This window comes from Finegoldia dalianensis (assembly GCF_046255015.1).
GTDB lineage: Bacteria > Bacillota > Clostridia > Tissierellales > Peptoniphilaceae > Finegoldia > Finegoldia magna.
This window is the reverse complement of sequence record NZ_JBDLBQ010000006.1, coordinates 114,815-127,106: the sequence shown is the minus strand read 5'-3', so window position 1 is coordinate 127,106 and position 12,292 is coordinate 114,815. Positions and strand designations below refer to the sequence as shown.

At 34.3% G+C, this 12,292-nt stretch carries 10 protein-coding genes; 6 read left to right on the top strand and 4 right to left on the bottom strand.

Annotation, left to right across the window (positions count from 1 at the left end):
- Window positions 1–6: 6 nt before the first annotated feature.
- From grdA to grdD, 4 genes are read left to right on the top strand one after another with little or no spacing between them, the layout of a single operon-like run.
- A complete protein-coding gene (gene grdA, locus ABDJ34_RS07510) occupies window positions 7–483 on the top strand; it encodes a glycine/sarcosine/betaine reductase complex selenoprotein A (protein ID WP_080545251.1) in 477 nt (158 codons plus the stop codon).
- Window positions 484–501: 18 nt separating this feature from the next.
- Window positions 502–1,812 carry a glycine reductase complex selenoprotein B gene (gene grdB, locus ABDJ34_RS07505; RefSeq protein ID WP_412701914.1) on the top strand — a complete coding sequence of 437 codons (1,311 nt, stop codon included), beginning with the start codon at window positions 502–504 and terminating at the stop codon, window positions 1,810–1,812.
- Between the two features lie 39 nt (window positions 1,813–1,851).
- The gene (gene grdC / locus ABDJ34_RS07500) at window positions 1,852–3,399 is read left to right on the top strand and encodes a glycine/sarcosine/betaine reductase complex component C subunit beta (protein ID WP_412701913.1); all 1,548 of its coding nucleotides are present in this window, start codon (window positions 1,852–1,854) and stop codon (window positions 3,397–3,399) included.
- Between the two features lie 10 nt (window positions 3,400–3,409).
- Window positions 3,410–4,555, top strand: a complete 1,146-nt coding sequence (gene grdD, locus ABDJ34_RS07495) for a glycine/sarcosine/betaine reductase complex component C subunit alpha (RefSeq protein WP_412701912.1) — start codon at window positions 3,410–3,412, stop codon at window positions 4,553–4,555.
- A gap of 162 nt (window positions 4,556–4,717) precedes the next feature.
- On the opposite strand, the gene ABDJ34_RS07490 is transcribed toward grdD, so the two are convergent.
- Window positions 4,718–5,590 carry a YitT family protein gene (locus ABDJ34_RS07490; RefSeq protein WP_094205383.1) on the bottom strand — a complete coding sequence of 291 codons (873 nt, stop codon included), beginning with the start codon at window positions 5,588–5,590 and terminating at the stop codon, window positions 4,718–4,720.
- A 102-nt stretch (window positions 5,591–5,692) separates the two neighbouring features.
- On the bottom strand, window positions 5,693–6,478 hold the full coding sequence (locus ABDJ34_RS07485) for a PfkB family carbohydrate kinase (protein WP_094205382.1): 786 nt from the start codon (window positions 6,476–6,478) through the stop codon (window positions 5,693–5,695).
- Between the two features lie 146 nt (window positions 6,479–6,624).
- Between ABDJ34_RS07485 and murC the strand changes: the two genes are divergently transcribed.
- Together murC and ABDJ34_RS07475 are read left to right on the top strand one after the other, a co-directional pair.
- Window positions 6,625–8,010: a UDP-N-acetylmuramate--L-alanine ligase gene (gene murC / locus ABDJ34_RS07480; RefSeq protein WP_412701911.1), complete on the top strand. Its 1,386-nt coding sequence runs from the start codon at window positions 6,625–6,627 to the stop codon at window positions 8,008–8,010.
- Window position 8,011: 1 nt separating this feature from the next.
- On the top strand, window positions 8,012–8,950 hold the full coding sequence (locus tag ABDJ34_RS07475; protein WP_412701910.1) for a linear amide C-N hydrolase: 939 nt from the start codon (window positions 8,012–8,014) through the stop codon (window positions 8,948–8,950).
- Between the two features lie 61 nt (window positions 8,951–9,011).
- Here ABDJ34_RS07475 and ABDJ34_RS07470 read toward each other — a convergent pair whose 3' ends face one another.
- The gene (locus ABDJ34_RS07470) at window positions 9,012–10,775 is read right to left on the bottom strand and encodes a catalase (RefSeq protein ID WP_412701909.1); all 1,764 of its coding nucleotides are present in this window, start codon (window positions 10,773–10,775) and stop codon (window positions 9,012–9,014) included.
- 174 nt (window positions 10,776–10,949) lie between these two features.
- Complete coding sequence (locus ABDJ34_RS07465; protein WP_412701908.1) at window positions 10,950–12,230, bottom strand: dicarboxylate/amino acid:cation symporter; 1,281 nt, start codon at window positions 12,228–12,230, stop codon at window positions 10,950–10,952.
- Window positions 12,231–12,292: the final 62 nt, after the last annotated feature.

Below are 12,292 nucleotides of genomic sequence, written 5' to 3'. Positions count from 1 at the left end.
AAAGTTATGGGATTTTTAGAAAATAAAAAAGTTATCATAATTGGAGACCGTGATGGAATTCCAGGTCTTGCAATTGAAACATGTGTAAACACAGTTCCTAACACAGAAGTAATTTTCTCATCTACAGAATGTTTCGTCTGAACTAGTGCAGGAGCTATGGACTTAGAAAACCAAAAGAGAGTTAAAGACTTCGCTGAACAATACGGAGCTGAAAACGTAGTGGTTCTTCTAGGTGCCGCAGAAGCTGAAGCTGCAGGTCTTGCAGCTGAAACAGTAACAGCAGGTGACCCAACATTCGCAGGCCCATTAGCAGGCGTTGAACTTGGATTGTTAGTTTACCATGTTGTTGAAGAAGAATGTAAAGAACAATTCGATGCTGACGTTTATGATGAACAAGTTGGTATGATGGAAATGGTTCTTGACGTTGATGAAATCGCTGAAGAAATGAACGATATCAGAAGCGATTATTGTAAATTTTTATAAAGAAAGGAAGTAAGCTTAATGGATAAAATTAAAGTTGTTCATTATATAAACCAATTCTTCGCTGGTATTGGTGGAGAAGAAAAAGCTGATATAAAACCATTTATAGCAGAAGAATTACCTCCTATCTCTTCTCAATTAGCTAAAGCATTGGGAGAAGATTTTGAAGTAGTTAGAACTGTAGTATGTGGTGACTCATATTTCGGTGAAAATATGGAATCTGCTCAAAAAGAAGTATTGGAAATGATTAAAGAAGCTAACCCAGACTTCGTAGTAACTGGTCCTGCATTCAACGCTGGTAGATACGGTGTTGCTGCTGGTACTATGGCTAAAGCAGTTAAAGATGAATTAAATATTCCTGTATTAACAGGTATGTATCCTGAAAACCCAGGTGCAGATATGTACAAAAAGGACGTTTATATCGTAGAAACTAAAAATAGTGCCGCTGGTATGAGAGACGCTATGAAGAAAATCGGTAAATTAGGTCCTAAGGTTGCTAAGGGAGAAGAAATTGGCGCTCCTAAAGAAGAAGGATATATTGAAAGAGGAGTTCGTGTTAACTTCTTTGCAGACAAAATCGGTTCTCAAAGAGCTGTTGAAATGCTTATTAAGAAAATTAATGGCGAAGAATTCGAAACAGAATATCCAATGCCTGCATTCGACAGAGTTGAACCTGGTAAAGCTATCAAAGATTTATCAAAAGCAAGAATCGCTCTTGTAACTTCTGGTGGTACAGTTCCAAAAGGAAACCCAGATCACATCGAATCATCTTCAGCAACTAAATACGGTTCATATGATTTCTCAGGAATCAATGATTTGACAGCTGAAAACTCTGAAACAGCTCACGGTGGATACGACCCAGTATACGCTAACGAAGATGGCGACAGAGTATTACCAATCGATGTTATGAGAGAATTAGAAAAAGAAGGCGTTATTGGTTCATTACACGAAACTTGGTATGCAACTGTAGGTAATGGTACTGCCGTTGCTAATGCTGATGCTTTCGGTACTGAAATTGGTGAAAAATTATTAGCTGACAACGTAGACGCAGTTGTTCTTACTAGTACCTGAGGTACTTGTACACGTTGCGGTGCAACGATGGTAAAAGCAATTGAACGTACAGGACTTCCTGTTGTTCATATTTGTACAGTTACTCCTATCTCATTAACAGTAGGTGCTAACAGAATTGTCCCAGCTATTGCTATTCCTCACCCATTAGGAAACCCAGCATTAACTAAAGAAGAAGAATATAGTCTTCGTAAAAAGATTGTTATGAAAGCATTAAACGCTTTAACTACAGAGGTAGAAGATCAAACAGTTTTTGAAGACTAATTCAAATATAAATAAATAATAAAGGAGAATAGTTAACAGATGAATTTTCCAGTATTAAAGGGAGCTGGCTATGTATTAGTCAACACTCCTGATATGATTATCCAAAACGGATCAACATGTCAAACTGAAAGAGTAGTAAACCCAGATTCTGAATTCTTAAAAGAAGTTGGAAAACACATTAGAAGTTTTGATGAGGTAGTAAAATATCTTCCTAACCAAGTTTATATAGGAAATGTATCTCCTCAAGAACTTGAAAATTACGAAATGCCATTTACAGACCATTCTTACGAAGAAGGTAAGGCTGATGGTAAAATGGGTAAAATCGTAAAACAAGACGTATTCATTGCCCTATTGCAAATGAGTGATGCATTCGACTTAGTAAAACTTTCTGAAGAATTCGTAAACGAAATCAAACCAGTTATCGAAAAAGAATATCCTATTTTAGAACCATATTTCGGTCACCTAAAAGGATCTGATATTTCAAATGCTCAAGAATTATTCGACACTCACATGGCAGAAGCTTTATACCATGACGGAAAAGTTTGTGGTTATATCAAAGCAGCTCATGATATCGACGTAAACTTAAGCGCTCACACAATGTTCGAAAACTTAGTAGTAAAAGCTTCAGGTGTTCTAGCAGCTGTTGAATTAGTTACTAAGAACGACATTAATAGAGATGATATAGATTATGTAATCGAATGTTCAGAAGAAGCCTGCGGAGACGTTAACCAAAGAGGTGGCGGTAACTTCGCAAAATCTATCGCTGAAATCGTAGGATTACAAAATGCAACAGGTTCTGATACAAGAGGATTCTGTGCAGCTCCTATTCACTCATTAATCGAAGCAAGTGCTTTAGTTAAATCTGGTGTTTATAAGAATGTTATGGTAGTAGCAGGTGGTTCAACTGCTAAATTAGGTATGAACGCTAAAGACCACGTTAAAAAGGGCTTCCCAGTTCTTGAAGACGTAGTTGGTGGATTTGCAATTTTAATCTCAGAAAATGATGGTGTTCACCCAGTATTAAGAACTGACATCGTAGGACGTCACACAGTTAAGACTGGTTCTTCACCACAAGCAGTTATCTCAAGCTTAGTATCTCATTCATTAGAAGAAAATGGATTAAAGATTACTGATGTAGATAAATACTCTGTAGAAATGCAAAACCCAGATATCACTAAACCTGCCGGAGCTGGAAATGTTCCTGAAGCTAACTATAAGATGATCGCTGCCCTTGCTGTTAAACAAGGAGACTTAGACAGAAAAGAATTAGCTAATTTCATTAAAGAAAAAGGCTTAGTAGGTTGGGCTCCAACACAAGGACACATCCCATCAGGTATTCCTTATGCAGGACATGCTATTAAAGACTTAACTGAAGGAGATTACAACAGAGTAATGTTCGTTGGTAAAGGTAGTTTGTTCCTAGGTAGAATGACTAACTTATTTGATGGTGTATCTATCGTTATGGAAAGAAATGATGGTAAAATGGAAGATGAATCATCAGTTTCATCTGAATCAGAAAAGGATCAAATTAAGAAAGTAATCGCAGAATCCATGAGAAAACTAGCTGAAAATCTTTTAGCAGAATAGAGGTGTAGACATGGATAATAAAAAAATTTCCGAAGTATTTCTTGAAATATCTGAAGCTATCGAAAGCGGAAAATTTGGTAAGAAAGTAAAAATCGGTCTTACTACTTTAGGTAGTGAACACGGTGTTGAAAACATGAAAAAAGCTATTGAATTAGCTGATTCTGATCTTTTTGAAGTAGTTGTTATCGGCGAAAAAGTTGATGATGAACATGAAACTTATGAAGTTGATAACGATGAAGATATGTACAAGAAGATGGAAGAATTACTAGACAGTGGCGAAATTCAAGCATGTGTAACTCTTCACTACAACTTCCCTATCGGTGTTTCAACAGTTGGTAGAGTAATCACTCCTGGTACTGGCAAAGAAATGTTCTTAGCTACTACTACAGGAACTAGTGATACAGAAAGAACAAAAGCTATGGTAAGAAATACAGTTGCAGGTGTTATCGCAGCTAAATCTTGTGGTATCGCAAAACCAACAGTTGGTATTTTAAATATCGATGGTGCAAGACAAGTAGAAAAAGCTTTGAAACACTTCAAAGACAACGGATTCGATATCGAATTTGCTGAAAGCCAAAGAGCTGATGGTGGTATCGTAATGAGAGGTAATGACCTTCTTATGGGAAGCTGTGATGTAATGGTAACTGATTCATTAACAGGTAACTTATTAATGAAGATGTTCGGATCATTCACATCAGGTGGTAACTACGAAACTACTGGTTTTGGATATGGTCCTGGTATCGGTGAAGGCTACGAAAGAAACATATTTATAGTATCTCGTGCTTCAGGTGCTCCTGTAGTTGCAAATGCTTTAAAATATGCTTACCAAACAGTAGCTGGTGGAATTGATAACAATAAAAAATCTATCTATAAACAAGCTGAAAAAGCTGACTTCAAAGGCATCTTAGATTCTTTAACTAAGAAAGAAGCTCCAAAGGAATCTTCTGAAGAAGTTAAAATGCCAGACAAAGAAGTTGTATCTGCAACAATCTCAGGAATTGACATTCTTGAAATTGAAGATGCTGTTCAAGCTTTATGGAAAGAAAATATATACGCTGAAAGCGGTATGGGCTGTACTGGTCCAATCGTTCAAGTGTCTGATGCAAACTTAGATAAAGCATCACAAATACTAAAACAAAATGGTTATATAGAATAATTCTATAGGCTTTTAAAAAGATGTGTGATTTTTCACACATCTTTTTTTTTGAGCTATTTTTAGAGTTTTTCCAAATTATTTTTTCCCTACTTTTTCCACAATAAAAAAACCTTAGACTAAAAGTTTAATCAAACTAATAATCTAAGGTTATCTTTAATCAAATTATTCTATTATATTTCTCCATCTCCAACCATATGTTTCACTTGCATTACATACAATAACGAATGCTAATGGATCTATTTCTTGGATGTATTTTTTTAACATAATAAAATCTCTGTTGCTTACAACTGTTTGAACAATTTCTTTTTCCATTCCGGAATAAGCACCCTTTGCTGTGTAAATATTAGCAGATCTTGTAAGATTGTCTACTAAGAATTTGCTTACTTCATCAGGCTTTGAAGTAGTAATGGTGCAAAGTTTTGATGTGTTCATACCATTAATTGTAAAATCTATTATTAAACCGTTAAGTACAGTACCTACAAGTGAGTATATAGCTATTTCTGTTCCGTAGGCATACCATGCTGATAATGTGATAAGGAAATCCACCATCAAACATCCTTTACCCAACTCAATTCCCAAGTATTTATTCAATATCTTAGCGAATATGTCAGATCCACCTGTTGATGCGTAATTATTAAGTACAATCCCCACACCTGTCCCATAAATCATTACTGCTGCTATTAATTGAATCATTTTTCCTTCAAATAATGGTTTTTCCATAGGAAATACAATATCTAAAATCCAAACCAGTAAACTAAGTCCCAAAGAACAAATTATAGTTTTAAGTCCAAAAGCCTTTCCAAGCATTATAAATCCTACTATAAATAAAACCGTATTTATGATAATCAGAATTGGACCCGTAGAAATAGGAACGAAATTGCCTATTACAATTGCCATACCGGCTGCCCCACCTAATGACAATTTATTTGGTGCCAAGAAGAAATGAATTCCCAGTGCAATAAGAATGACGCCAACTGCCATCATAATCACGCTTTTTCTTTTATTTCTCTTTTCTAAAGCGTCTAAATCAATCATATTATCCCCCTAGTATTTTTATGCAATAATATTATAACAATTGAATATACAATTTACAACGATATATTCATTGCTTTCTAATAAATATTTTAATATTTCAAATTACAAGATATCTATAAATCTTTCTATTGGTAGTCCACGAGCCTTGTCCTTAATATCCAAGGAAAGTTTCAGTAGTTCAGTCGTTTTTAAACTAGCATACTTTGCTGACTCAAATATTGATTTGTTTTCTGAATATTGACTTATGAATAATGCTGAGAACAAATCCCCTGTTCCCGCATAAGATGTGTCGATGTATTCATAATATATTTTATCTGATACAAAATTCTCATCCATACAGAAAACAAAATGTTCATTATTTTCTTCTACACTTGTAATGACGGCGTATTTTGCACCCATTTGAATAAGTTTTTCTGCCACATCATTAATCGGTTCATTCTTCTTACAAGTGATCATTCTAGCTTCTGTTTCGTTTGGAATAATTACTGTAGCTATATCTATGAGTTTTCTGAAATTTTCAATATTATCATCGTCCAATCCATTATAAAGTTTTCCATTATCTGCCATAATTGGATCAACAATAACATCTGGTGAGTTTTTTTGTTTTTTTATGAAGTCTTTAATTATGTCTACTTGTTTTAAGCTATATAAAAATCCTGTAGCTATTAAATCAAAACTAAAATCCAATTCTTCCCATACTTTTGTAGCTTGTTTCATGTATTCTGTCGTATCTAATATAGCAAATTTGCCATAATCCAAAGTGTTACTCACAACAGCTGTTGGCAAATTAAAAACGCTTTTACCCTTGTTGCTTAGCACAGGAATCATACAACTAAGAGCGACTCTCCCATATCCTGGCATATCGTTGATTAGTAATATATCTTTCATGTTTTCTCCTCCATCTAATTATAACACTAAAACTACATTTGTATATCAAATAAATCTTAATGTTTTTGTAGATTTTTAAGCTCTTAAAAGCTCAATATTTCTCAATTTTTTGTGATATAATAACAGTTGGAAATAAGGAGGGGCTTATGTTCAATTTTAATATAGAAGAGCACAAATTTAAATATATACATTTTATAGGAATCGGTGGAATATCAATGAGTGGTATCGCTGAATTGTTAAACCATTACGGATACAAAGTTTCTGGAAGTGATAGAGAAGAATCCGACGAAACTAATAGACTAAAAAGTCTAGGAGTTGAAATATTTATCGGACAAAAAAGAGAAAATATCAAAAATCCTGACTTAATTGTATACACTGATGCAATCTTAGACGACAACGAAGAATTAGTTGCTGCAAGAGAACTTGGAGTAGATGTTGTAAGCAGGGGTGTCTTCCTTGGAGCACTAATGAGAAATTACAAATACTCCATAGGAGTTAGTGGATCTCATGGCAAATCAACTACAACTTCAATGATAGCGAAAATATTAATTGATGCAAAAGTTGATCCGTCTATACTTTTAGGTGGAAAACTTGACGAAATCCAAGGCAATGTTCACTGTGGAAATAGTGAATACATGCTTACTGAAGCTTGTGAATACAAAGCAAATATTCTCAATTACTATCCTTCAATGGCTATTATTTTGAATATCGACGAAGATCACTTAGATTACTATAAAGATTTAAATCATATCGTTGCAACATTCATTGGCTACATGAAAAACTTAGACGAAAATTCCAAAGCGATTATAAATATAGACGATCCAAACTGCGAACCTCTGTTATCTCATATTAAAGGTGAAATCATAACTTTTGGTATAGAAAGTGAAAAAGCTGATTACAACGTTCACGATATAACTTTTAATGAAAATGGCAATCCTACTTTTGTAATTTCATCTGAAAAGTTCGACAAAGATGAAGAATTCTCACTTTCTATAATTGGACGTCATAACATATACGATGCAGTGGCTGCGATTATCGCATGTTACGAATTCCACATCGATATCGACACTATAAGAAAAAATATGAAGGAATACCAAAATCTTCATAGAAGAATGGAAACTGTAGGATTTTACAAGGGTTGTGAAATAAAGACCGATTATGGTCATCACCCTACCGAAATCAAAAATACATTGAAAGCATTAGATGAGCACAAAAAGGGTAAATTCTACTGCGTATTCCAACCCCACACTTACTCAAGAACTAAGATGCTATTGGATGATTTTTCCAATGCATTCTACGATTGTGATGAAGTTATAGTAACTGAAATATACGCTGCAAGAGAAAAATTCGACAACAGCATTCATTCCACAGATTTGGTCGAAAAACTAGTTAAAAATGGTGTGAATGCAAAATACTACAAAACTTTTGAAGAAGCACGTGATTATCTTCGTTCTAAAGTTTCTGAGAATGACATGGTATTGACTACTGGTTGTGGAAACCCTGATGTACTTGCGAAGATGATAGTGGAATAATATGTGTACAACAATTATTGTAGACTATCCAAAAGGCTCTGTTATGGCACGTACGCTTGATTTTGAAGTGCCTTTGGAATACAACATGATTTATATTCCAAGAGGATTTCATTATGCTGATGATTTGTATCACAAACCTCTGCGTTCAAAATATAAAATGATGGGAATGTGTTTTAGAAATCTGTACCCTATCAAAGATGGTGTAAATGAACACGGACTGTGCGGTTGTACGAATATGTTTATCGCAAATAATTTGTTCAGCAATCATCCAGTTGAAGGAAAAATAAATACAAATTCACTAGATTTTATGAATTTTGCACTTGGAAATTACAAAACAGTTGAAGAATTGTTAAATGATTTGGACAATATTCACCTAGCTAACAAAGATGTTGATGGAAATTCTGTGATATGCCCTGATTTCCACTTTATGTTTGTCGACAGAACAGGTGATTCGACGGTTTTAGAATACAAAAACCACAAATTAGTCCCATGTGGAGATAATCCTAAAGTAATGACTAATTCACCAAAATATTCTTCACACGTTAAAAAATATGAAAAATCCGTCGGTGATTTGTCCAAGTTTAATCAGATAAAAGATTTGACAGGAGCCTATGATCCTGTGAGTAGATTCATCAGAGCAAAATACATCCTGTCAACTCACAAGAAATCTAATAATGTAAATGAAGCATACTCATCAGCATTTAGTATCTTAGAGCCTCTAAAAATCACTGAGGGCTTCTTTAAGAACGATTCACATGATTACTATACATTTACTAGGTATATAAGTGCTTTCGACACACAGACCGCTTCTATGGCTGTTAGAACACATTCTAATACCCAAACTTATTTGATAGATTTTGATGATATACCAGACGAAAATGAAATATACTCATACTATTTTGAAAACAAATTAGAATTTAAGAGAATTCAAAAAGGATAGGCACAGCTGCCTATCCTTTTGGTTTATAAAGAAACAAACTATCATAGTTTGAATATATTGTTTATAATAAATATGGGTCGTTTTCTGGATCTGATAAAGTTTTTGGATCTTCTACATTTGTATCTCTACCTTCTTCAGGTAAGTCTTTTGCTGATTTTGGATCAGCTGGCTTAGTAGGTTTTTGTAAATCTTTGTATCTTTCTTGATCCTTTTCCCATTCTTCTCTTGATTTAGATTCCAATGGAGTCAAGTCAACATCATTTATATCAATTCCCAAAGCTTCTGCCACACCTTTTCCGTAGTCTGGATCAGCTTGGTAACAATGGTTGATGTGTCTGTACTTGATTTGAAGCGTTGAATCTTCCATATTTCTAGCAGTATTTTCAAATAATACTAATTGTTGTTCAGGTGTCATCGCTCTAAAAAGCATTCCTGGTTGTGTGAAGTAATCATGGTCGTCTTCTCTGAAGTCATATCTTTGAGAATCTCCACCTTTGTCAGCAGGAAGTTCAAATTCACGATGATCTTTCCATGCTCCATAACTGTTTGGAGTGATTGATATTTCAGAGCCTTTATTTCCATCTACTCTCATTCTTCCATCGCGGTGATAATCGTGAGGATTTTCAACTCCTAATGGACTGTTTACAGGAATTTGATGATGATTTACACCAAGTCTATAATTTTGTGCATCATTATAGAAGAAAAGTCTTGCTTGTAGCATTCTATCTGGTGAAAATCCTATTCCTGGAATATTATTTGATGGACTAAATCCAGCTTGTTCTACATCTTGGTAATAATTTTCAGGATTTTTATTAAGTACAAACTCCCCAACAGGAATCAATGGAAAATCTTTCTTATACCATACTTTAGTCAAATCAAAAGGATTATATTCAAGTTCATCTGCTTGTTTTTCAGTCATTATTTGAACATACATCTTCCATTTTGGATAGTCTTTCTTTTCAATGGCTTCAAACAAATCTGTTCCATTTGAGTCTGGATCTTTTGCATTAACCATATCTGCTTCTTGGTCTGTCAAGTTTTGGATACCTTGTTGACTTCTAAAATGGAATTTCACCCACACCCTCTCATCGTCAGCATTTATAAAACTGTAAGCGTGAGAGCTGAATCCATGCATAAATCTAAACGAAGACGGAATTCCTCTATCACTCATAGTTATAGTCACTTGATGCAAAGCTTCTGGAAGTGAAGTCCAAAAATCCCAATTTGTATTCGCGGATTTCCTGTTTGTTTTTGGGTCTCTTTTAACAGCGTGATTCAAATCTATGAAATTCATTGGGTCTCTTAAAAAGAATACAGGGGTATTATTGCCAACTACATCCCAGTTTCCATCTTCAGTGTAAAATCTAAGTGCAAATCCACGGATATCTCTGTCAGCGTCTGTAGCTCCTCTTTCTCCAGCTACAGTGGAAAATCTTGCAAACATTTTTGTTTTCTTTCCTACTTCACTGAAAATCTTCGCCTTAGTGTATTTTGTTATATCATCTGTTACAGTGAATTCTCCCCAGGCTCCCCAACCTTTGGCATGCATTCTTCTTTCCGGAATTACTTCTCTATTAAAATGTGTTTGTTTTTCAAAAAGCCAAATATCTTGCATAGATATGTGTCCTCTTTTTCCAGAAGTCATTGAATCGTAGTTGTTATCAACTGGTTGACCTGATGCTCTTTTAAGATGAGGATTTTTTACTTCATCGTTTTCTGATGGCAAATTTTCACCTAGACCGTTTTTTACGGAAGGTCCTTTTTGCATGTAAGCTACAGAATCCTTATCCATTTTCATGTTTTTTTCTTTCTTTTTATCTTTCATAAATTCCTCCTATTGATACCTTCAATCAAAATAAGTATGCCTTCATCTCTTTATTAATACCCAATTAATACTTTATGCTAAACTTCATTTGAACAAAATATTTGTATTTTCAACTAAAATCACAAAAAATAGAAGCTATTTTGTAATTAACAAAATGCTTCTATTTTTAATCAATTATGCATTATATTTTTCAAGATCTAAATCGTGTTGCATAGCTGCTACCATAACACCAGTAGATCCACCTGCGTGAACGTTAGTTGAAGTACGAGCCATATCTGCAACACCTTGGATAGGGCTTAATACTAAAATCATTTCAACTGGTAATCCCATTGTAGCAAAAATAGCTGTTGCTTGAATAGTTCCTGTTCCTGGTACTCCTACTGTTCCCATTGATGCGAACAAGCATGAACCAACCATGATAAGGTATTGAGTAGCTGAGAACGGAATATTAAGAGCGTTGATTGTGAACATGGCTAATAAAATTGGCCAAACAGCTGCACATCCTGGCATACCAAATGTAGTACCAATTGATGCTGCAAATGATGCAATTTCTGTTGGAGTTCCCATGTCTTCTTGTTCTTTAATATTTGCTGGCAAAGATCCGATTGAGCTTTGTGTAGTAAATGCTATCAACCATGCTGGGAAGAATTTACGTTGGAACTTGAATGGATTGATGTGTGCAATCAAGCTCATCATAGCTGATGTAGTGATGAATGTGTGGAACAAACATGCTACATAAACCATTAATAATAAGAATAATAATGATTTAACAAATGATAAATCCAATGTAGCTACTTGGTTAGCTAATAAAGATAGAACTGCGTATGGAGTGAATTCGATGATTTCTCCAATAATTTTGTTCATTACTTTGTTACCAGCTTCTACAAAATCCATGAATGGTTTAATTTCTTCTTTATTATTGTATCTAAGTACAACAATACCGATAATAATTGCAAAAATTACAATTGGGACGATTTTATTGTGACTCATACTGTCTATAATATTCTTAGGGAAGAAACTTACAAATACATCTGCAAAAGGTGGAACTTCCTTAACCTTGTCTGCAACATCCATTTTGATGTTGGCATTCATTCCTATGTTTACTAATTTACCTAAAATTATAGACAATATAGCAGCTAAAACATTGTGTAAAGCTAAAATAATAATTGTTTTGCCACCCATTGATCTTAATTTTTCTGAGCTTTCCAAAGATGCAACTGTAGTAATAATTGAGAATAATAATAATGGAATTACAAATGCTTGTAATAAACTTGCAAACACACGACCAAATATTGCTACGTAATCTGTGCTTCCTTTGAAAATAAGTCCTACTATCGCACCCATAGCTGTAGCTAATAAAATTCTAACCATGAATGAAGTACCTTTTTTCTTCAAACGGTCGATAACTACGCATAACGCAAAAGCTACAACTAAAGCGATTAAGCTTTTAATCATATTTACATCTCCTTTTTATTTTTTTGTCACATTAATCTTATCATATTGTCTGAATATAAACA

What these genes read in the sequence shown, in the direction of transcription:
- grdC (WP_412701913.1), top strand. Translation starts at nt 1,852, where the DNA reads ATGAATTTTCCAGTATTAAAGGGAGCTGGCTATGTATTAGTCAACACT.
- grdD (WP_412701912.1), top strand. Translation starts at nt 3,410, where the DNA reads ATGGATAATAAAAAAATTTCCGAAGTATTTCTTGAAATATCTGAAGCT.
- ABDJ34_RS07490 (WP_094205383.1), bottom strand. Translation starts at nt 5,590, where the DNA reads ATGATTGATTTAGACGCTTTAGAAAAGAGAAATAAAAGAAAAAGCGTG.
- ABDJ34_RS07485 (WP_094205382.1), bottom strand. Translation starts at nt 6,478, where the DNA reads ATGAAAGATATATTACTAATCAACGATATGCCAGGATATGGGAGAGTC.
- murC (WP_412701911.1), top strand. Translation starts at nt 6,625, where the DNA reads ATGTTCAATTTTAATATAGAAGAGCACAAATTTAAATATATACATTTT.
- ABDJ34_RS07475 (WP_412701910.1), top strand. Translation starts at nt 8,012, where the DNA reads ATGTGTACAACAATTATTGTAGACTATCCAAAAGGCTCTGTTATGGCA.
- ABDJ34_RS07470 (WP_412701909.1), bottom strand. Translation starts at nt 10,775, where the DNA reads ATGAAAGATAAAAAGAAAGAAAAAAACATGAAAATGGATAAGGATTCT.
- ABDJ34_RS07465 (WP_412701908.1), bottom strand. Translation starts at nt 12,230, where the DNA reads ATGATTAAAAGCTTAATCGCTTTAGTTGTAGCTTTTGCGTTATGCGTA.